This is a genomic window from Erythrobacter sp. JB1-4 (assembly GCF_057365025.1).
Genome location: NZ_CP200292.1, coordinates 846,484 through 869,938, shown reverse-complemented (window position 1 = coordinate 869,938; position 23,455 = coordinate 846,484). Strand labels below are relative to the sequence as shown.

Genomic DNA, 23,455 nt, shown 5'->3' with positions numbered 1-23,455 from the left:
GTCAGGGGCCAGGGTCGGATAGCGCAGTTCCGCAAAGCGATCCCGAGGCGCCTATCGATTTGCAGTCCGTTCGTGCGTTTCTCGCCGAGCATCCGGGTTGCTGCTCCGCTCGAGCATCGGGCGAGGGCAAAACCGGTTTGCACAAGCATGGCGACCGGTTCTTTGGCAGCAATATCGCATATGTTTCGGTGGTCGACCCCACCCTTCGAAGTCCATCAGGCAACCAAATAAGGCAGGGCCCCTACACGGTAGATGCCTGTTCCAGAAATCTGGAGAGAATGAAGTGATCTTACCTACCGCTTCAGCGATTTCATGGCTTGGGCTCTGGTCGCGCTCCCAGGCGTGTCCTTGTCTAAACAATGAGAAACCGGTCAAGCGCCCTGCTGTATTCGCAAAACGGCGGTCGCCTCCCCGTCCAATCGGTTCCTCGGGCAATGGTTTCAAAGATGCAGAAGGTAGATACGTCATTTCGCCAGCTACCTTACTTCCGTTGTTTTTGTTTGGATGTAGTGCTGCCGCCGAACCCGTCGATGTTCAAAGTGGTTCCAATCCAAGCGAAAGAGGAGCGATGGGATCTGTGATTTCTGAATCGCCCGACGCGCATATTTCGAAAAATGGAGACGAAAACTTGAACTCCCCACGCACGAATAGTCCTCTTTCAAAGAAGGAGTTGAAACCGATTTTAAGGTTCAGGAATTTCACTCCACGCGACGGAAGCTCACTTTCACCTTCACTGCTATTCAGAGACGACGAAAGTGTTCTTTATACCTACTCCGGAGAGGGTATAACCTTCGAAGAATTCTATTTCAAAATCAATGATATAGATGTTTGCATTTTCGAAGATCGTGACTTTAAGGTTCAGTCACACTGTGTGCAGTTCCTGAAGCATGAAGAAAATTCATATCAACTTCGATTCATTCGAGAAGACGCGAACGTCGTCGAAGAATTCTATCTGCAATCTCCTAGTCAATGAGGGTTAATCCATGACTTTAGCTGATATAATTGCTGCTGCACGATTTTGGGGTAACCCGAGCGGTACCACATGGATTTTTGCGGGTAACGGAGTGTCTCCGGGAGTTGTGTCTGATACTTTAAAGCAGACAATCATTGGCTGGATTACCGAGCTTTATAAATCGCCGACTGGCAGAAGCCTTCTGACGACCGCTGCAACAGCTGGTGTCCTGAACTTTGGTGCGGACACGCGCTTTTATGCCGCGCGCGATGCAGGAAATCCATGGATCGGAGTGGATGCGAATTCTAAGCCACTCTACTATTTTAATGAGACTGGCGTTCTTATTCGACGAAATATTGTTCATACGTTGGCTCATGAGCTTGCTCATTTGTATGAATTGGGAGGGGCGAATGACCCCGGATATCCAAACATCTCAAATGACGATGGTTTTATCAACGGTCTCAGTGATGTGCGCGGTGGAGCGGTAGACACGCAGAATGTTGTTGCTCGCGAACTCGGGGACATTGATCAAATTCGCACGTCCTATTTTGGTTTGTTGTCGCAGAGCGACCCGCGGCAGGCTTTTTTCGGTACGAACAGCTACACCAACGGTCTGAAGGTCGATCAAGTTCGTGTTGGCGACGTACCCGGCTTAACCAAAAACAATATCCAAGATAGCACGAGATTGGGAAATTCACGCGACCTTGTCTTTGGATTGACTGGAAATGACGAGATAAAAGGCGGAGGCGGTGATGATTGGCTGTACGGCGGTGATGGTGCAGACACAATTGAAGGGGGCGATGACGACGACAACTTGCTAGGAGAAGCTGGTGATGATCAATTACACGGTGATGATGGGGACGACGTAATCGATGGCGGCGCTGGTGACGATACGATTCACGGCGGAGAGGGTGATGATGAGGTCTTAGGAGGTGCTGGCGCGGATAAGCTTTATGGAGGCGATGGAGACGACTTTTTCTTCGCCGACAGCGAAGACACTGTCATCGATGGCGGGGATGGACGCGACACCGTTGATTACTTTGATGCGACAAAAGCTGTCGATTGGCGGGCTATCAACGCTCAAGTCAGCGATGTCGAAGTCGTCATCGGTTCTGACTTCGATGACCGGCTGGAACTGCCGAACGAAGTAAGCGGCGTTTTTGGTTTCGGCACAGAAACAGAAATCCGCGGAGGCGAAGGCGACGACACAATAGGCGGCAACAATTCCGACAACGATCTTTTCGGGAATGAGGGCGACGACACCATAACCGGGGGCTCGGGTGACGACACGATTGAGGGTGGCTCGGGAGATGACACCATCCAAGGCGATAGCACCCGTACGTTCGCTATCGATGGCAACGATACTATCTCCGGTGGTTCGGGCAATGACACTATTGATGGCCAAGGCGGCAACGACACCATTGATGGTGACGATGGAAATGACACTCTCACGGGCGGCGATGGAATTGACACCATTACCGGTGGCGAGGGCGATGATCGTATTTTCGGCGGAGACGAGGGCGACACGCTAAAAGGCGAGGCTGGTAACGACGAGATATTCGGCGGCGAAGGCGTCGACACAATCAGCGGCGGCGATGGAGAAGACACCATCTTTGGCGGCGATGAGGGTGACAATCTCGACGGAGGAGCCGGTAACGATCAGCTCTTTGGTGGCGAGGGCGTTGACACCATTAAGGGCGGTTCGGGTGATGACATCATCGATGGCCGAGATGGCGATGACAAAATTTCAGGTGAAGGTGGCAACGACCGGATACTGGGAGGGGATGGCATAGACCAGATCGATGGTGGGTCTGGGAATGACATAATCATCGGCGCTGGCGGCGAAGACGTCCTTATCGGTGGTACGGGCAATGACATCTTGGATGCGGCTCAAAATGATGCGCCCGGTGGGCTTAACCCGTTTGATTCCGCTTCTGCAGACCAATTGACCGGCGGTGCTGGCAGCGATGTGTTCCTCACCAACAATGGTGACATAATTAACGACCCTGATCGCGGTGACCGTGTCAAATTGGGTGGTAAACTTCTAACCGGAGGCGAAGAAACTTCCGAAGGTTCGCGGGTCTACGAGGCTTCCGATGGGACCACTTATCGACTAAATGGGACCACGCTTACGGTTACTGCGACCGACGGATTGTTTGGTTCGACTGCTGCTGGTTCCACCATTACGATTAAGAACTTCCGCAATGGGCTTGCTGGTATTCGTCTGAAGGAGGCGGAACCGGACACCGATGAGGCGGAAGAACAGCGCGATCCGCTGATTATTGATCTTGATGGCGATCAAAGCGTCGTGGCTGCGCGCTCAATCACTGCCGCTTACTTTGACCTTGATAATGATGGCTTTGCAGAGCGCGTGTCCTGGGCGCGTTCGGGCGATGGACTGCTTGTACGCGATCTTGATGGTAGCGGTACAATCGACCGTGGCTCAGAACTGTTTGGCACTGGCAATGTTGATCTGAGCGCGGGGGCATTCCGCGAATTTGGCGAAGATGGCTTTGCTGAACTCGCCGTTCTTGACAGCAATATGGATGGAGCAATTACAGCGGCGGACGCGGAGTTTGGAACGCTTCAAGTTTGGATCGATGCCAATCAGGATGCGGTGAGCGATGAGGGTGAACTCGTCAGCCTTGACGATCTTGGGATTGTTTCGATCAGCCTTGCAACGTTCGGCTCGGATCACGTTGAAATTGTCGATGACGCCTCCGTCGTCGAGCGCGCGTCCACCGTTACCTTTGGGGATGGGAGCACCACCTCCGTCTACGATGCGTATCTGTCGATTGACCAATACGATGCCTTTGAACTTGCAGCCGAATTCCAGATCGGTGAAGATTTGTCTGATCTCCCATTCCTCTTGGGTTCTGGCACTGTTTCTGACCTCGATGTGGCAATGACCCGTGATCCGGGACTTGCAGAATTGGTGCGCCAATTTTCTGAGTTGGATATTTCAGATGCACACAAGGTGCTGTCGCTAACCCAAGAGATCATCTTGCGCTGGACCGGAGCTGATCAAGTCGCGGCAGATTCGCGCGGTCCAAATATCAACGCTCAATGGCTTGCAGCACTCGAAGCTATAACGGGCAGAGGCTTCAATCAGGCTCTTATCGGGGCAAATCCTAGGGCTGATGCAGGCTTAATTTTAACAGGGGAGTGGCGAGAGTTCGTGGCGCGAACCGGTGCTAAGCTGGTCGGTCAGACTGCTCTTGGGAATGATCTCACCCCTGGCTTGAGTTTTGAAGCGGCAGCATTTTTTACCGCGCAGGATGGCGTGACCTTGGAGGCCGTTCTAGCTTCTGCTGCAGCTAATCAACCGAGCTCCAATAGCGACGCGATCGGGTACTGGGCAGGCCTGAACGGAATTCTCAAGGCTTACCTTACCGAGTTTGGCGTCTCGTCTGCTGAATTTGAGGCGCAGATTGATCAGGCTTTGGTTGCCGGCGGCATTCCCTTTACGAGTGATGAATTGCGCCGGGCACTCTTTGTTTCAGGCGGCGAAGATGAGGTTATTGGTACGTCAACTTGGGGTGGACGACGCGGAGACGACATTTTTCTAATCCAGTCGGATACCGGCCGCGTGGATGGCGCTGTAGGGGACGACATCTACATCGTTGGGAGCGGCGTCGGTTCGCTTGATATAGTTGACCGGGAGGGCGAAGATCAGCTTTTCTTGCCTGACTTTGATCGCTCTGAGCTTGATTTTGCCGTCGTGCTTGAGGAAGGGCGCACTTGGGTCAACATCACTGACCAGACCGGCGAACTTGATCTTCGTGTGCAGATTACCCTTGATGACACTGGGCTTGAATCAGACATTGAAACCGTGCGTTTCGCTGATGGGACCAGCGAGAATATTCTCACTTTAGTCACCTCGGCTGGTGGTGATCTGGGGGCGATTATTGCTCCTGCGGGCCCTGAAGTCATCGACGGTACGCCAGATGATGACCTCATTATCGGCACAGGCTTGAACAACACTTATGCGTTTGGGCCGGGGTCGGGCAATGATACGATCTCCGATCTAACCGGCGGTGACCGCGTTATCATCGATGCAAACAGCGCTGATGTAAGCTTTGAGGTCCGGCGCGATGGCGAGTCCGATGATCTGCTGATCACGTTAACGGCGACCGGTGAGACGTTGCTGATCGTTGGTCACCATTCTGCTGCGAATAAAGCGATCGAGACATTTGAATTCAACGATCAAACACTGACCATCGATCAGGTCGACTTGGGCTTGAACACAGGAACCGCTGGAAGCGACGAGATCATTGGGTCCAGGCGTGATGATATCATCGCAGGTTTGGGCGGAAATGACACTCTTCGCGGCAATGCGGGCAAAGACACATATCGGTTTGAGCTTGGATGGGGCGAAGATCGCATCATTGATGCAGACACCAACAACTCGGTTGAGTTTGGATCCGGAATAGCGGCCGATGATATCTCGGCCGAACGCGGCCAAAATGATGACCTTGTCCTTCGCTCACCAGAGGGAGACAGTCTTACGATCGTTGGAGGGCTGCGCTCACCAATCGTGACATCTTTCGCTTTTGCTGACGGATCCATAAAGACATTCCTTGATTTCTTGCAAGAAATCACGGCCGGCGAGAACAATTTCGTTAGTGGTACATCGGAATCTGAGACCCTCGAGGGTTCAGACGCATCCGAGACATTTACCAGTAATGGTGGAAGCGACACATTCATTGGCAATGGCGGGATCGACACTTACGAAATCACCTCCGACTACACCCGCATCATTGGAAGTTCGGATGGGATTGACACCATTCTTGCACCGACCGGCGCAGACGTCATGGATCTGCGCTTTGATGATGCGGCTGATATCTTTGAGTTTGGCCGCGGCGGCCCATTGGTTGACGCGAATTCCTCGATTGAATTTGTGCAGTTCGACAATGGCTTCACGATCAATCTCAGCGGCGCAGGGGTGACCTCTGGCACGGACGGCGACGACTTCCTGTACAATACAGGGCAAGGCGATGCGGTTTTCCGTGCAGGAGCAGGCAACGACGTCCTTATCGGCAGTGCGAGCAATTCTGCTGATGACACGTATGAATTCGAAGTCGGTTTTGGCGATGACATCATTTATGATCTTGGTGGCCGAAACGACGAAATCGTCTTCCTCGGCCCGGAGCTGACGCTCGACAACGCCACCCTTGCGAAGGTCGATAGCGATCTGGTGATTTCCTTCGCATCAGGCGACACCCTCACGATTGAAGGTCATTTCTGGAACTATCCTTACGACCTTTCGACCGCACAGTTTAGCGGACCAACGGGTCGGATCGAACTCTTCCGGTTCGGTGATGGTCAGACGTTTAGCGGCCTCAATGAGCAGCTTACGACAAGAGGCGAAGGTGACGACCTCATTTTGGATGGTGGCAATGTGCCCAATGCCCGCGATGGGGGACGTGGCAATGACATTTTGATCGGCGGGCGCGAAAACAACCTTTACGTATGGCGAGTGGGTGATGGCAATGACATCATCAAAGACAATGGCGGGAGCAATCAAACGGTACGTTTGGCTGGTATGGACCCAGAAGATGTCACTGTTTCTCGCGACCCCTCCGATCCATTCTCCATTATAATCACCAACAACGCGACCGGTGAAACGCTCACGCTAGATGGTACACCAGACGACGAGTTTAGGCCCGACCTTGACCCTCGCAGCCAACTAAAATCGCGAGGTTTGCAGCTTGAGCTGTTTGAGTTCGATACGGTAACGCTTTCGGATAATGAATTGATCGATCTCGTCTTTGCAGGCGAGGTTACTGATGGCGACGATGTTATCGAGACGTTGCATTCTGGTCGCACGATCAATCTTGGCCTCGGCAATGACAGGGTCAATATTGGCGATGGGCGAGAGAGGATAGTGATCGGCGCTGACAGTGGTCACAAGATCATTAGTTATTCCGGGGATGGTTCCAGACCCGGATTTGGACCTAGCCCGTTCACCATAAGCCTTGAAGGGATTTCGGTATCCGATGTCGTCACATCGGAGGTCAATGAGGTCGACGGCGTTGTGGGGCGCCATCTACGGATTGAGGCTGGCGGAACAACAGTGACCATCCTCGACGGAATGGATCCTGCGCGCAATCAGACTTTCAATGAAGTCGGACGGCAGCTGCGTTTCGGCGTCACTGCTGATGACGGTGGTTCGACCGTGGTGAGTGGTTTTAGTGACGACAACGAGCAGATTGAGATACCAACAGGTCGAAGGTCACCACTACTTCAGGGAACCCCGGGTTCTGACCAGCTTCAAGGATCCGGCTCCTCACTCGATCTGATTGATGCAGGTGCTGGCGATGACATTATCTTTGGCAGCAACGGGCCCAATCGCTTCACTTCCGACGGCGTTGACCGTGTTGCTTTCGGCATCGGCTTTGGCACTGATCGCTATATAAGCAATGGCAGCACGTTGAACATCGACATGCGCCTAGGCGTCGCGGCAGCGGATGTGCAATTGACATGGTCACTGGACGAGCCTGGACTGATTGAGCTTTCGCTTGCAGGCAGCGATGACCGTTTGTTGTTTGAACCAGACGCGCTTGGCGAAATTTCGGTTGGCGGCGAGACGCTCACCACTGCAGATTTGCCGCCACCATTCGATCCCAACACTCTCCCGACAAGTACAGTGGATCCCGGTCAGCAATTGACCACACAGCCAGGCGATGAGCTGATCATTTCAAACGATGGCGATGCACGCATTTCCGTCAGCGATGGGTCTGGCAATGATTATGTCCAAGACGCCCGCTACGAAGAGGCCTTGTCGGGCACCGGTAACCTCGACGCTTGGACCTCAAACACGCTTGAGCTTGATGGCGTATTCGACCCTGATGAACTGCGCTTCATCATCGAAGACAACAACCCCAATGATCTAATCATTGAGAAGTCTGATGGCAGCCGCGTTACGATCCTCAACCAATTCGGATTTGGTATACCAGACGTGCAATCTGGCTTTGTCTCACCTGATCTTGACGGTGATGGAACGGCCGATTGGGGGCAGATCGACTTTGACGGTAACGGTGTTGCCGATTTTGCTACACTTGATGCAGACGGCGATGGAACGCCTGATTTCTCATCAGCAGACTTTGATGGTGATGGCCAAAGCGATTGGGAAGATGTTGCCGAAGCAAGCGCAGACCTATTCGGAGGTTTTGTCAACGCTGTAGATGCAGATTTTGATGGAAATTTTGAACGCTATGATTTTGTAAAGTTTGGCCGTTTTCCGGAGCCATCGCTCAGTTTTTCGATCCGAGATGTCGACGGTGATGGCGTGGGTGATGAATATTCTGAGGACGGTGTCACTTGGCTTGCTGCACCCACTGACCTTGGCGGCCAAGTCGATTGGTCATTGCTTGATGTTGATGGCGATGGGCAAATGGATCTTGTCGGCTTTGATGATGGTTTAGGGCCATCATGGATCAGCAATTTCGACCCGCAAGTGGGCGCAAATGCCTGGGATGTTCGCGGTTTCGGCGAGCTCTACGATGCAAATGGTGAGTTCGTCGCTGATCGCGAGTTTGACCTTGCAACGGGCGCTACGACGTACACAATTTATAGCGAGGACGATGGCAACGGTGGCGGCGGCATCGGTATTGGCATCGGCATCGGTGGCCCCCCTCCCGCTGCTTTCCTTGCGCGCGATGTCGATGGCGACGGTTCGGTAGACGAAGTTGCGCCTGACCTCGACTTTGATGGGCAACCCGACACGGTTGTCGATCCTTCGACGCGTACCGTGGTTGATAGGGTTCTGCTCCAAAACGGCTTTTCGACTATCCAGCTTTCTTTGGGCGATATCCTGCCGTTGATCGAGTTTGTTGCGATCCCATCAGTCACTCAAATTGACCTTGATGCTCTCAAACCGGCTGCGAGTGAGGGGGCAGACACCCTCATCCTCGAGACCGGTGACAGCATCGAAAGTCTGGCAGGTGATGACACCATCATTAGCGTGGGCGAAGGCGGTGAATTCCGTTGGTCGGCAGGCGATGGCAATGACACGCTTAAGAGCACTCAGCGGTTTGCGGGCAATAATGCAGGCACTACTGCCCTAGATACAGTGGTGCTTGAGGGCATTCTTGATCCTGCTCAAATGCGCTATTTCGCATCTGAGACCGATCCGTCTGATCTGGTGATCGAGAACATCGAGACTGGTGAACGCTTGACGATTGTTGGCCAGCTGGGACCGCTCTCAGGCCAAAGTGACGCCACACCACCTGTAGGCCGCTTTGTATTTGAAAGCGGACTGGAACTGTCAGCGGGCGACGTCACTCAGTTTACGCGTGATCCGATTGAGGTTGATGGTTCAGTACAGCGCACCAATGACGATGGCGGCCTGCTTGATGGGGGCGCTGGTGGTGACGACAATAACCAACTGCTTGGCGGTGCAGGCGATGACATCTACCTCTTCGGGCGCGACTATGCCGAGGACATGATCCTTGATGCGGGCGGTTCGGACACTGTCCAGTTTGGCGAAGGGATCGCGCAAACAGACCTGTTCTTCTCACGCACAGGTGAGAATGGCGAAGATTTGCTGGTCGAAGTGCTTGGACTTGAGCGCTTGACGCTCACGGTGAAGGGGCAGTTTGGCAATGAAGCCAACCGTGTCGAGCGCTTTGCCTTTGACGATGGCTCGCGTCTGACTGCGCAAAACGTCGAGGAGTTCATCCTTGATACCGCCTCTACTTTTGCTGATGATACGATCCTTGGCTTTAGCAGTGACGATGTCATCCGTGGCAGTGGTGGCAATGATGCTCTCATTGGTGCAGGCGGCGATGATCTGATTTTTGGTGGCTCTGGGCGCGACTCAGCGACCTTTACCGGAGCGCGTGATGAATATGTCATTACGGTTGATGGGAATGTCACGACCGTGACTGACACCGTTGAAGGGCGCGACGGAACCGATACGCTCGAAGGCGTTGAAGACCTTGTGTTCCTTGGTGATGATCAGACCACGGCTCTCGCGCCTGAAAACATCGCGCCAGAGGCCAGCGACTTGGCCTTTGAGGTCTTGGAAGACGGCACTCTTGTCATTGACCGCGCAGCGCTCATCGCAGGAGGCACGGATGCCAATGGCGATGTGCTGAGCCTTGCAAGCATAGCTAATGCGACCAACGGACAGGCTTGGCAAAGCGCCGATGGCAGCATTCGTTTCCGGCCAACTGCGGACTTTGCAGGCGAAGCGGGTTTCGATTACTCCTTGTCAGACGGCAATGGCGGCATTTCGAGTGCGCGTGTGTCCGTCACAGTGAACGCGGCAAATGATGCGCCCGTCATCGGTCTTTCCTCGCTGACCTTCACCAGCTTTGAGGATGCACTGGTCGATTGGCTGTTACCTACCGGATCGATCACGGATGCAGATGGAGACACTCTCTCTGTCACCGCGCAGCTTGTAAGCGGCGAGGCTCTACCTGATTGGTTGAGCTTCGATGGTGAGCGCTTTACCGGCACACCTCCAGCCGATTTTAACGGCACAATCGATATCGAACTCATTGCTGATGACGGCTTGGCTTCAACATCTGCAGCGCTATCCATCGACATTCTGGCTGTGAACGATGCTCCGCGTGTTGCGCAGCAGCCAGCTGACGTGGTCCTGCGTCCGGGTGAGACCTTCGCGCTAACTGTGCCTCAATCAACCTTTATCGACGCTGAGGGTGACCCGATTACTCTTGAAATCGTTGCCGCCAATCTTGGTGCGCTCCCTGATTGGGTTGTGGTCAATGGTCTTGAGATTTCCGGTACAGTGCCAGAAAGCTTTGAAGAGCCATTTGAGGTTGCTGTTGTGGCCGATGATGGGCGCGCTGCGAACGTTACCAGCTTTGCGTTCATTCCTTTTGTAAACACTGCGCCAGAAGTCGCGCAGATCATCGACCCAGTGTTTGTCGAAGAAGATACAGCGATCAGCCTGGAGGTTCCCACTGGCACTTTCACCGACGTGGACGGCGATGCTCTGACTTTGAATGCCACTTTGTTGGATGGAAGCGCACTTCCCACGTGGCTCTCATTTGACGGGATGACTTTCTCAGGCACTCCGCCGCAGGACTTCAATGGCGCCATCGATTTGGTCGTTACAGCCAGTGATGGTGAGGCGTCGGTTAGCACGCCCGTTTCGATCACAATCACGGCGGTAAACGATGCGCCGGTAGCAGCGCTTGCGATCGCTAACGTCTCTACCGTCGAGGACGCGCCGTTTGCCTTTGCAATCGACCAAGCGGCGTTTGCGGATGTCGACGGCGATGCATTGACGCTTTCTGCGACGCTTGCAGACGGTTCAGATCTACCCGATTGGATCGCATTTGACGGGGTGAGCTTCACGGGTACTCCGCCCCAGGATTTCAACGGTTCGGTTGAGCTGAGTGTCATTGCGAGTGACGGAGAGTTGTCTGCCTCACAAAGCTTTACGCTAACGGTTGACCCGCTGAACGATCCGCCGGTTTTGCTGCAACCATTGGTTGATCAATCGGGTCTGGAGGACACGGCCATCAGCTTTGACGTGCCAGACGGCACCTTCGCTGATGTCGACGGTGATATTTTGACTTTCACCGCGACGCTTCTCGGAGGCAGCGCGCTGCCGTCATGGCTTTCCTTTGATGGAACAAGTTTTGCCGGCACGCCGCCGCAGGACTTCAATGGGTTCCTCGATATCACCGTGACTGCGAGCGATGCTGAGGAATCGGTGTCAGATAGCTTCCGTGTGACCATCGAGGCGGTCAATGATGCGCCTGTCTTACTGACGGCGCTGACTAGTGTGACAACCCTCGAAGACGAGGCGATTTCGGTGCTTGTGCCGCAAGACACATTTGGCGATGTAGATGGCGATGCTCTCACGCTGAGCGCGACGCTTTCAGATGGCAGCGACCTTCCGGATTGGCTCACTTTCGATGGGGCGACCTTCACAGGGACCCCGCCGCAGGACTTCAACGGTGCATTGAACCTCACTATAACAGCAAGCGATGGAGAGCTCTCGGCAGATACTGCGTTCACGCTCACCATTGATCCTGTGAATGACGCGCCGGTTCTGGCGCAGGTCCTTGCTGATGTGTCTTCGGATGAGGATGTGGCAATTTCGCTTGCTCTGCCAACCGATGCCTTTGCCGATATTGACGGCGATACTCTGACGCTCAGTGCCTCGCTTGCGGACGGCACCGCTTTGCCAGCATGGCTGAATTTCGACGGGGCGACATTCACAGGCACCCCGCCGCAGGACTTCAACGGGGCGTTCGATCTGACGGTTACCGCATCAGATGGCGAGTTCAGTGTCTCCGACACCTTCACACTCACCATCGATCCCGTGAATGACGCGCCATCTCTGGTCCAAGCCGCATCTGACGTGGAAGCCAACGTGGGCGATGCACTTACCATCGATTTTGCCAACGGCGCATTTACCGATGTGGATGGCGATGCTCTGACCTTTAGCGCAGGGCTCTCCGATGGCTCAGCTCTCCCAAGCTGGCTTACCCTCACTGGCGGCATCCTCGCCTCGGACAGTGTGCCGGCAGAAGCGGGTGATTATGCAATCACCGTCACCGCGTCCGACGGCGAGGCGAGCGCGAGCGATAGCTTCACGCTCACCGTGCTCGGCGGGAATACGGCTCCAGTGGCAGAAGATGACGGTGTCTTCGTCACCACCGCCAACCGCGAGCTCGCCATCGACCCGAACACCTTGTTCGATAACGACGTGGATGCAGAGGGCGACACGCTCACTCTAGTCAGCGTTCAGGACGCGAGCATCGGCGAAGTGAGCGTGGATGGCGATGGCAACATCATTTACATCCCCGATGCGGTCTACACTGGCCTCGCGACCTTCACCTACACCGTGACTGATGGCGAGTTCACTTCAACCGCGACTGTCACCATCAATATCGACGATTCCGATGCCTTTGACGGCTTCCGCCAAGGCAATGATCGCCGCAATCGCCTCTTCGGCTCGCTCTTTGGGCGCAACCGTATTTTTGGCGCTGGGGGCAATGACCTTATCGTCGGCGGCTTTGCGAGCGATGAGCTTGCAGGCGGCGATGGCAATGACCGCATCTTTGGCCTGTGGGGCAATGATGACCTGTATGGTGGTCAGGGTAATGACGACCTCTATGGCGGTTTCGGCTTCGACACCGCACATATGCTTGGCGATATTGAGGATTATCAACTCTTTACCAGCGGCGGCTTCTTCAACGTCTCGTTGATCGTTGACCAAGACACAGCGGTTGATGGTAACGACGGCGCTGACCTTCTTGTTTCAATCGAGCGCTTGCAATTTAAAGGCGGCGATACGCTCAATATTGCCTCGCCCATCATCCTCGATCTTGCAGGCGACGGCGTCCAGACGGTCAGCGCAGATGACAGCAATGCTCTGTTCGACCTTGATAGCGACGGGCTTGCCGACAACACCAGCTGGATTGGCGCAAACGACGCCTTCCTCTTCCTAGACCGTGACGGCAACGGCCTTGTCTCTGGCATTGAGGAAATCAGCTTCATCGATGATGTCGAGGATGCGGCCACCGACCTTGATGGTCTGCGCGCTTTTGACAGCAATGGCGATGGCGTCCTCAATGCAGATGACGAGCGCTATGAGGAATTCGGCGTCTGGAACGATGCCGATGGCGATGGCGCGGTTGACGAGGGCGAAACCGCCACATTGCGCGAAGTGGGCATTGCTTCGATCAATCTTGATGGAACCCCGGTTGAGGGCGCAATTGAGTTTGGCGAAGTGGCTGTTGCCAACACCGGCAGTTTCACGCTCATCAACGGTCAGACCCGCGAGTTTGCTGATGCAGCGCTCACCTACTTCTCAGCTGCGGGCAACCTGCCAGAGCTTGATACGACCAGCTACGCCTTCGACCGTAAGGCAAAGAAGTACCGTATCCATATCTCAGGCGGCGTTGCTGCGGTGGACCGCAAACGTCGTCGCTCTGACGTCAGCAGCCTTGCAGGACAGCTGGGCGCGAACACGGTGATCACCACTAAGAAGGGCGACTATGGCCGCTTTGCGCCAGTGGTGCTCGACCTCGACGGCGATGGTATCGAAATGGTGCGGATGAAGCGCTCCACCGCCAGTTTCGATTATGCAGGCGATGGCAGAGCAGACGGCACCGGCTGGCTCTCAGGTGACGATGGCTTCCTTGTAATCGACCGCAACAATGACGGGCTGATCACTGAGGCGTCCGAGCTGACGCTGGCCTCTGAAAATGATGCTGCGCGCACCGGACTCCAGGGCCTCGCCAATATGGACAGCAACCGCGACGGCGTAGTGGACGTAGACGACGCCCGCTTTGGTGAGCTTCGTGTGTGGCAGGACCGCAATGGCAATGGCCGCACGGATGCAGGCGAGCTGATAACGCTCGAAGAGGCCGGGATTGTCTCGATCTCACTTGCCGCCACAGGTGTTGAGGACCGGGTCAAGCTTGATCGAAATGCCGTGACAGCAACCTCCAGCTTCACCCGAGCCGATGGCACGACAAGCACGGTGGCGGATGTATCGCTTACCTATCGTCCAGCGGAAGGCGCCGCGCCATCCTCGGCATTCAGCTTTGCGACCGGAGGCCTCAGCTATAGCAATCTGGGCATTCCTCAGTTTGACCAAGCGGCCGATTTCTTCCTGAGGAGAGGCGCTGCGCCGCAAGTCACCGATCAGCCGCTAGCCTCGCTCGATGCGATCTTCGATGAGCTGCGCAATGACTTTGGTCAGCCTTCGAGCAGCCTGTTTGATCGTTTCGCGGAGCCTGAGCAGGACATCAATACGGCAAGCGATGCCTCTCGCTTCGGACTTGATCCAATAGCGGACCAGAAGACGTTGCAAACACGGCCCCACGAACGCGTAACGCTTGCCTCGATTATCGAAGAGCCTGCGCGAAATCTGTTCTTCGAGCTCAGCAATACGCTTCAATCGCATGGCGATGAAAGGTGGGATGCAAATGAGCCCGACACCTCGAACGTAGATATAGCCGCCGCTGGTCAGCGTATGGTCATGGCATCGAGTGCGATGGAGGCGCTTGTTAACCCTGAGGCAGAGCTTTCCCGCAGGCTGATGATGATCCGCCAGGAGATGAACAGCTTTGGCGCTGTCGGCTCAGCAGAGACCGATCGCCTACGTTCCGATACGCCTGAGTATCTGCACTTTTATGCGTGATACCTAGTGAGTAGGGCCATTGGTCTGGTGTTGCTGCAAAGCACGCCAGACCCGTGCTCTAGCGCCAATTGCCTACTCGGGAATGGGATCAGCAGGGTTGTGCTCGGCCAGAAACGCATCGAGCGCGTCGTACCATTTCTGCTCGTTCTCAGCCTTTGAAAACCCGTGCCCTTCGCCCTCGATCACCATAGTGGTCGGGGGCACGGAAGCTTTGCGCGCGGCCTTCTCCATGCGTTTATACTGGTCAAACGGTACAATGCTGTCACGTGTGCCGTGGGCAAGCAAAAGCGGGCGTGTCAGTGACATTCCCAGGCGCTCCATCCGGGCGGGCGAGACCTCTTTGAGGTCCAACTCCTCGTCATCCCCTTGAAGCCGTGCTGCCCAGCGTTTGCCGGCCTCGCGGCTCATTTGCCTGCGGTCATCCTTCAAAATGCGGTTCCAGTCGGTGACACCGGCCCAACTTGCTGCGCAGCGATAGCGTTCCGGATTGCGTACCACGCCCCAGATCGCAGCAAACCCTCCATAAGAGGCGCCGACGATGCAAACACGGGCAGGGTCAGCGATCCCCTCGGCGACCGCCCAATCCATTGCATCATCAAGATCATCTTGCATTTTGAGCCCAATTTGCCCTGTGCCAAGCTCAAAAAACTCGGTCCCATAACCACCACTCCCACGGTAGTTGGGTTGCAGGACAGCGTAGCCTCGGTTGGCGAGGAATTGGACCTCATCATTATACTGCAATTCGTCGCGTACGCCGTAAGGGCCGCCATGGGGATTGATGATCAAGGGCAGGTTTTCAGGCGCTCTGCCTTTGGGAAGTGTTAGATAGCCGCGGATCGTTGTGCCGTCGCGCGCGGTGTAGGTGATGGCTTTGGGTTTCGCCAAAAGCCGGTGATCAATCTCTGCGCGATAGGGCGCAAATACATCCAGGCGCCGCGCGTCCGCGTCATAGGTGTAAACCACCCCCGGATCGGCCTCACTGCTTGATGATACGAGCATTTTTCGATTGTCATCCGACCATGAGATGACAGCCAAATTCCCCTCGCCAAGCGCCTCTCCAAGGTCATCGTAGACTGATTTGTATTCATCATCGAACCACACAACCCGCTGTCTGTCGTCGGTATAGAACACAGCCAAGGGTTCGCCGTCGTCGTTAAGCCAGACCTTTTCGAGGTCCCAGTCGGGGTGCTCGTAGAAGGTGTCGACAATCTCACGCGTTTTGTAGTCGAAGACGCGTAAGCCAACGCGTCCCTCGTCATTCTCGTCGAGGACGTATCCCTTGCTTGACCCGGTAATGATTTGGATCGCCTCGAAGAATTTGTCGGTGTCGTTCTTCTTCAGCCTTGCAATGCGGGTGAACTCTTCATCGCCCGTTTCGCGGTAAAACATAGAAAAGCGCTTGCGCCGCCAACCCACCCCAAGACGGACCACGCCCGCAGTATCGACTTCCCATGTGTCGACACCCTTTTTGGGTTCAAGCACAGTCGTCATTTCGCCGCCTGACTTTAATTCATAGCGATAGACACCGGGTTCATAGTTGAAAAAGGTACGAAAAAATCCGCGGTCTCCCACATTACGCCTGACCGGTGGACCATGCGCAATCAGGGCATATTCGCCCTCGGGTGCAACATACAAAAGGTCGCCGCCATCAAAGCTCTTCTGGTTTTCGATCAATGGTTCAGCGCGCCCTTCTTTGGGGTGGACGATGAAAATGCGATTGACCGGAAGCCACATTCCAAGCCCGAAGGAGACGGTCGTGACGTTCATGAGCATACGATCGTTATCGACCCACCGGGTCCAGCCAACACTGCTCCCCTTGCCAAAACCGATCGCGCTGACTGCTTTGTTTTGAGCAATATCGAAAATGGTCATCTGCAGCTGTTCATCGCGGAGCTGGAACAGGCTGATAAATTTGCCATCAGGCGATAGTTCCGGACGCCAAAAACCGGGCCGCCCTGCGAACGCTTCTGTTGCGATCAACGGCGGGATTGTGCCTGAGTGTTCGGCAGCTTTAGCAGGTGAGGGTTCTGTGTTTTCTGCCCGAGCTGGCTGATGATCTTGTGCATGGGTCAGTCCCGCGCTCAACAATAGAAATGCAGGCGCGCAAAGCTTTACTGTCAAAATCGACATAATCGGGCGAATTGTCATGTCTATTACAATACGCAAGGCAATGATTGCATCAAGTTCAATCGATTACTTGTATTCGCAATGAGGTCCTGGCTCCAGCGGTGTGCCTTGCAAACTGACGGGGAAAGCCGACTATTCCCCCAAGCTTTGCACCCTCTTTCGCAACGCCTCACGGCCCACATTCAGGGCTTTTGCCCAATCACTGTAAGATCCCGGAACCTTGATCATCGTTGAACGCAATTGCGCGTCCGAAATATCCCCGATCTGCTTTATTTGGGAGCACCTTCTCATCCGCTCATACAGCGCCGTTCGAGAGACATTCAAATGCTGTGCCGTCGATTTTATGACCCAATCATTGGCGTTGAGCGCATCAAGGAGGGCTTGATCATCGATCGCATGAGCGTCGGCGTAGGCGCTTTTTTGGCCTTTTCCATCTGCTTGAACGCCTTGTGTTTTCCCAGCGGTGATCGCCTCGATCGAAATTTCTTGTCCAAAGCGCAAACGCAAAGCCACATTGCGCAACTCACGCACATTGCCGGGCCAATTGAAAAGACACAGTTTTGCGACATCTGATGCAGCCAGCTCAGAGGCCTCAAAACCGGGTATCGCCTCGCCGTCTTGCGTTAGAAAGCTGAGCAGAAGAATGCCCAAGTCAGATCGTCTATTTCGCAGAGGCGGGACTTCGATCACTATTGTTTCCAGCCGCCTCAGCAATGGCTGATTAAATGCTAATCCGGGTTCATCAGCCCCAAGATCTCGGTCTGTCGCAGCAATGACCCTTACGTTGGTCTTGCGCGTCCGATCATCTCCGATGCGTCGCAATTCTCCGCTTTCGAGGATGCGCAGCAACATGGGTTGCACCTCGTGCGGGGCATCGCCAATCTCATCGAGAAACAAGATTCCATTGTCAGCTTGCTCGAACAATCCGGCTTTGTCAGACCCCGCTCCGGTAAAGGCACCTTTCTTCACTCCAAACAGCTCTGCTGCTGCAAGCGAGGGGGTCATCGTCGCCATGTTTACGCAGATCATTTGTTCGCTATGGCGTTCGCCTGCGCGATGCAGTCCTTGCGCAACCAATTCCTTACCGGTGCCCGTTTCCCCTCTTATCAACACGGCAAGATTGCCTTTGGAAAGCCGCTCAATTGCATTGCGTGTCGCAGCAGCGCCCTTGCTTACGCCCAATAGACCAAAGCTGTCCGTCGTCTCAGGATAGAGGAATTGCGCCGAGGTGTTGAAGAGCGACAAAACAACACAATCAGCCAGGACGATGATTATGTCCTCCCCCAATTCATCCATGTTAAAGACCGAAGGCTTGTCCAGCATTCGCCCGTTGATCGTTATGGACACTCGTTTTTCTGGGGGAATGAACAAGAATTCGCGATCATTTATGCGCTGCACCTGTAACGGCGACCTGGAAAGATGCTGATCCAACAAAGGGAGCCCATCGGCGTTGCGGTTGGCGAAGAATTCCGGGAGCAATCTTGAAACGAATGCTGTCTCGTTGTCGTCAAAACTGAGCGGAGCAGTTTGTCCAACACGGGTCAGATCGGTGTGCCAAACAATGGCTAGGCACGGCAATGTGGTCTGTGACAAAAGAGCATTGCTGGAGGCAGCATCGTTGAAGCGCAGCGTATCTGCTAAGTCTGCTGATTTGTAATCATGTTCGGCCAATCATTCACCGCTTTCATGGTTTGAGATTAGTTGTATCATAGCGCCCATATCCAAGTCTGATAGGCCGAAAATCCAGATGGAGGTGCAGGCCTCATTTTGGATGGCATTGCAGATTTCGGGGGAGTGGACGCAATGCGTATCGGCAAGTATTCGGTCACATCGATTGCCGGCTCAGGATCACAAGGCACGGTCTACATCGCGCTCGATCCCAAACTTGGGCGTCAAGTTGCCCTCAAATCGGTCAATTTTGCAGCGATAAGCGAAACCGATCGGCAGGTGCTTCTTAAAGAAGCCAAAACGCTTGCTCGGCTTTCGCATCCCAACATTGTCACACTGTATGACCTAATTGAGCATGAAGACCAGCTGGCGCTTGTGATGCAACATATCGATGGCCAGCCTTTGTCCCGGCGATTGGGCGAAGACGGGTTTGCGTGGTCTGATGCGCTCAACCTGTTTGAACAAATCACCGATGCTCTCAAATCCGCGCATGAGGTGGGAATAGTCCACGGTGATATTAAGCCCTCCAACATCATGCTTGATGGCGACGATAGGCCGTTTCTCGTAGACTTTGGCTTAGCAAAGTTTTGGCACGCAGATGATGCTTTAGAGACAATCGCTGCGTCAAATACCGACCAGCGTCCTTCACTCGATGGCACCCTGCCTTACATGGCACCGGAGAAACTTCTGGGCAAAGACGCAGATCACAGGTCGGATATTTTCTCGCTTGGGGCGCTGTTCTTTGAGATACTCACCGCTCGGCGTGCCTTTGACGGCACCAGCCAAGGAGCGGTGCTCAACAGTGTCTTGAGAGACAGCCCCCTTCAATTCGCGCGTTGCAACCTGACGTGCCGCAATGGCTGTCAGATTTGATCGCGAAGATGTTAGAGAAAGATCCGCGGTCGCGACCAAGTTCGATGTCTCATGTGCAAGCCGCTTTGGAGGGCCACGATTTTCAGGCCAACCAGCTTGCGCTTAAAGGCCGGCTTGCAAAGTTCGCGTCATCAGTGGCGCAGCGCAGCGCGGCTGCGGTTCCGGCTGCTATCGCTGCAATAAGTGTGGCTGTGATAGCTGTGGCCGGGATGACAAGCTTTGCCTTCGATGCCCCCCCATCAGCGAGCAGATGGCCGATGGGATTGACCTTGTGCAAAGATTTGGGGCGGCAGGGGCGGTGCAAGAGTCCCAAGCCATATTCTCAAAGATACTCGACAATAATCCCGAGCACGCCGGGGCAGAGGCTGGCATGGCTTTGGCACTTATCCGTGAATACACCAGCCAAGAAACTGATCCGGCCATCTTGCGACGCGCAAGGGCGATGGCGGGATCGGCATTGGAGCGTGACCCTCAACTTGCGCTTGCGAATATAGCTGCTGCTTGGTCGGCGGAATTCTCGGGCGATCTTGATCGTGCACAAGAGCATTATGACATGGCGGATTTGCTCGATCCGGATAACGCTCTGGCTTTGGAGGGGCGAGGGCGGATGCTTAAGAAGCAAGGTGACTTTACAGCCGCCGAGAGGCTGCTCAAATCCGCGATCGCCGCTCATCCAGAGCACCGCGTTTTCTATGATGACTATTCAGATTTGCTTGGGCGACAGGGGAGATTTGCTGAAGCAGAGCGCGCAGCGCGCGATGGTTTAACAGTCGCTCCCGACAACCTCCAAGGTTACGCAAACCTCTCCCACTTCCTTCATATGCAAGGAAAAACCACACAAGCCATCCGCTCGGTACAAGACGGGCTGAAGATCGGGCAGACCTCAAGGCTATACAACAATCTAGGGACGTATCTGTTTTTCCAAGGGCGCTATGAACAGTCCGCCGATGCTTTTGAACGAACAATCGAGTTGGCGGGCAACACCCATAACTACATAGCTTGGGCAAACCTTGGAGATGCGCAGCGCTTTGTCCCCCATAAGGTGGGCGCATCCGAAACTTCATATCGCCGTGCCATTCACTTGCTCGAAGCCAATGACGCTAAACGATCTCACGGCGAAGAATTCGACAGTCGTCTTGCTCTTTATGCAGCAAAAGCGGGTGATCGCCAGAAGGCTAAAGCGGCTCTGGCAAATGTGATGTCGGGTCCTCAACAAGAGACCACCACTTACTTTCGTTTGACGGTGACACACGAGCTTTTGGGTGATCGTGATGCCGCCTTGAGCAGCATGCTTGACGCACTGGATGCAGGTTATCCTGTGAACGAAATCGCCAATGATCCCTACCTAGACGAGCTCAGACAAGACCCAAGATATCACGATATTATCAGTAGGAGAATGTGAACGTGGCAAAAGAAAAACTAAAACTCAATCTGCGCTTTAACGTGGATCAGGTGACGAACGCACTCAACTATGAATTCATAGGCCCCAGGGGGTCAATCTTTCAAGAGGATGGCCGCTGTGCCGGGACGTTCCATTTCCCTTCGCAAGCTAACGTGACTGTGAACGTGATTGGAAGCGCACAAAGCGAAGAGGAGATGCGTTTCATTATAACGGACTTCACACTCGTTTCCGTCCCACGTTTTCGCCCCTATGATACAATTCTTTCCCCGTTCAACGCGTCGAGTGCCTGCAACAGGATTGGTGAGTGGGACTTGCCGCAGGTCGCAGATGCGAATGGCCTCACCAATATAACGATCAGCTCGCGCGAGAGGCTGAAAGTCGTCAAAGGCGATGGCCAATGGGAGATGTCCGGCTATCTTTCGGTGCTGATTGAGACGCTTGATGGTGATGGAAAACGCAAAACCCGCTCCCGTCTGTTTCGGTTTGACCCTGAAAGCACGGCTGGCTCTGGAGGAGACGTCCCGGCCTAGGCCATCTGATGCCGCTGGCTAAGTGTTTCCACCTATGTCCGACGTGTCGCAAAACGTGTCGGACACGGTTGGCGGTCTAGCCTGCGCTCTAGGTGCATTTCTAAGGCATTGAAATATAATGAAAGTGAGGAATGGCACGCTTCCTGCTGTGAGAAGCACGTAGTCAATTCAGACTGCGTGAAAAACTCTCAAACTAAGGGGAAGAATAATGGGTAGTCCAAATATCGACACAGCGCTGGCCGACAACGCGGCGGCCGTGGCAGCTGTGGAAGCTGCATCAAAGCAAGCGATGGCCTCACTAAACAATGGAGAGAAGCAGGCAGAAGGATACATCAACGGTCATACAAAAGGCATCGTTCAAGATATCAAATCTGACTCACTCTATTATTCAAAATTTTCCGAAGAATTCAGCTTGAATGCCCTCAACGGGATTGTCGATGGCATCGTCGATACAGCCACCGACTTGATGCAAAACTACATGACTGAAGGCACTGATCCTGCTCTCTTGCAAAAGACGACTAAGGATGTCGGCGGCCTTGTCAAAAGTGTGTTGGGTCTGGCGGCGACAAGTTCATCGACAGAGCAGAACCTCGAAGTGAGCTTCAGCTATATCGTGGTCGGCGATTATACCTTTGCCGTTTACATTGGTCACAATTCCACGATGGTCGATGCCCAAAATGCGTGGGGTAGCAAGAACATCAAGGTGATCGCGATAACCTATATGGTGGCGGCTGTTAATCCGAACCCGGCAATGACACGTGCAGCGGGTCTTCAGAAAGACTTGAGCACATTGCACAAGCTTCATGACGCCTATGATGACGTGCTCCTTCAGGCAGCGACCAGCGGCAATCTGGCGCAAAATGAAAGCCTGAAAGACATCAAGAAGGCAATGGATGAGCTCAAGCAGAGCATTGAGGCCGAAGTCGCCTCACAAACCGCCTAACAAGGCTGGGCTCTTACAGCCTAAACTTATCAAAACCGAGGGCATTTGACTGCCCTTGAACAAGGAGTTTCCCGCGCCGTGAAGCAATGGCGCGGGAAACCTTGTGACGCGTTTCAACACTCAAGAAAAATCATGCGCATGGCGCTGATCAAGGGAATTTTGACATGACAATGGCCGACTGGGTAATCGCAAATTACGTCGACCCCAACAATGGGAACACTTGGGTCTACTATACCAATCCCAATTTTCCGGGAATCCACTTCAGCAGGAACGTGGCCAATCCAAACAACGATCACATGGGGACCGATGGACCGCCCGCTTCGAGTTACTACTATGGCAATACCGGTGTCTTTGCAGGCGCACCTGCATCTCCGGCGGTTCAAGCAAACCTGACTGCCGCTTGGAATGATTATTACACCGTTTGATAGGCCTGGCGGATGTTTGGCGCTGATCCGGCACGCATAAGCTGACACGTCACCACCCGGCCACGCCAGTGGGCAAATTCAATCACAAGTTGAACGAGGGTCCTGCGAGGCCGGGAAGCAGGACCCCTTTATCTAAGGTTGCTTAGTATGCTGGTTTTGCTGGGGCTGGACGCGGCTTCTGCTTGCGAACGCGGCTCGAAACTCGAAGCGTTTCACACGCTCTCCACTTAATGGCCTGCATGTGAGGTCGACACGACCAGGCCGCTCCAAAAGGCCGCCTTCGCTCCAAGCTTAATGCATGTGTCCCAACCACAAAATAATCGGGCGCCGGTCCTTACGAACCAGCGCCCGATCAGAAGGCTGAATGCCTTCGGCCCCCCATTGATGGGTTAAATGCC

9 protein-coding genes are annotated in these 23,455 nt (G+C 54.2%); 7 read left to right on the top strand and 2 right to left on the bottom strand.

The annotated features are described in order from the left end of the window. The first annotated feature begins 283 nt into the window (after positions 1–283). Positions 284–973: a hypothetical protein gene (locus tag AC0V61_RS03960; RefSeq protein ID WP_486155978.1), complete on the top strand. Its 690-nt coding sequence runs from the start codon at positions 284–286 to the stop codon at positions 971–973. Between the two features lie 106 nt (positions 974–1,079). Beyond that, on the top strand, positions 1,080–15,089 hold the full coding sequence (locus AC0V61_RS03955; RefSeq protein ID WP_486155977.1) for a tandem-95 repeat protein: 14,010 nt from the start codon (positions 1,080–1,082) through the stop codon (positions 15,087–15,089). A 72-nt stretch (positions 15,090–15,161) separates the two neighbouring features. Here AC0V61_RS03955 and AC0V61_RS03950 read toward each other — a convergent pair whose 3' ends face one another. Together AC0V61_RS03950 and AC0V61_RS03945 are read right to left on the bottom strand one after the other, a co-directional pair. Next, entirely contained in the window at positions 15,162–17,237 is a 2,076-nt protein-coding gene (locus tag AC0V61_RS03950) for an alpha/beta hydrolase family protein (protein WP_486155976.1), read from the bottom strand. A gap of 111 nt (positions 17,238–17,348) precedes the next feature. Beyond that, on the bottom strand, positions 17,349–18,887 hold the full coding sequence (locus AC0V61_RS03945; RefSeq protein ID WP_486155975.1) for a sigma 54-interacting transcriptional regulator: 1,539 nt from the start codon (positions 18,885–18,887) through the stop codon (positions 17,349–17,351). Positions 18,888–19,019: 132 nt separating this feature from the next. Between AC0V61_RS03945 and AC0V61_RS03940 the strand changes: the two genes are divergently transcribed. The 5 genes from AC0V61_RS03940 (at position 19,020) to AC0V61_RS03920 (ending at position 23,057) form a co-directional block, all read left to right on the top strand. Then, positions 19,020–19,757: a serine/threonine protein kinase gene (locus AC0V61_RS03940; protein ID WP_486155974.1), complete on the top strand. Its 738-nt coding sequence runs from the start codon at positions 19,020–19,022 to the stop codon at positions 19,755–19,757. Between the two features lie 271 nt (positions 19,758–20,028). Then, a complete protein-coding gene (locus AC0V61_RS03935) occupies positions 20,029–21,159 on the top strand; it encodes a tetratricopeptide repeat protein (RefSeq protein WP_486155973.1) in 1,131 nt (376 codons plus the stop codon). 2 nt (positions 21,160–21,161) lie between these two features. Then, positions 21,162–21,689 carry a hypothetical protein gene (locus AC0V61_RS03930; protein ID WP_486155972.1) on the top strand — a complete coding sequence of 176 codons (528 nt, stop codon included), beginning with the start codon at positions 21,162–21,164 and terminating at the stop codon, positions 21,687–21,689. A gap of 208 nt (positions 21,690–21,897) precedes the next feature. After that, on the top strand, positions 21,898–22,632 hold the full coding sequence (locus AC0V61_RS03925; protein ID WP_486155971.1) for a hypothetical protein: 735 nt from the start codon (positions 21,898–21,900) through the stop codon (positions 22,630–22,632). 164 nt (positions 22,633–22,796) lie between these two features. Then, positions 22,797–23,057: a hypothetical protein gene (locus AC0V61_RS03920; protein WP_486155970.1), complete on the top strand. Its 261-nt coding sequence runs from the start codon at positions 22,797–22,799 to the stop codon at positions 23,055–23,057. The last annotated feature ends 398 nt before the right edge of the window (positions 23,058–23,455 follow it).

Excerpts from the sequence above, each read along its gene's own strand:
- AC0V61_RS03950 (WP_486155976.1), bottom strand. The coding sequence starts at position 17,237 with ATGACAATTCGCCCGATTATGTCGATTTTGACAGTAAAGCTTTGCGCG.
- AC0V61_RS03940 (WP_486155974.1), top strand. The coding sequence starts at position 19,020 with ATGCGTATCGGCAAGTATTCGGTCACATCGATTGCCGGCTCAGGATCA.
- AC0V61_RS03925 (WP_486155971.1), top strand. The coding sequence starts at position 21,898 with ATGGGTAGTCCAAATATCGACACAGCGCTGGCCGACAACGCGGCGGCC.
- AC0V61_RS03920 (WP_486155970.1), top strand. The coding sequence starts at position 22,797 with ATGACAATGGCCGACTGGGTAATCGCAAATTACGTCGACCCCAACAAT.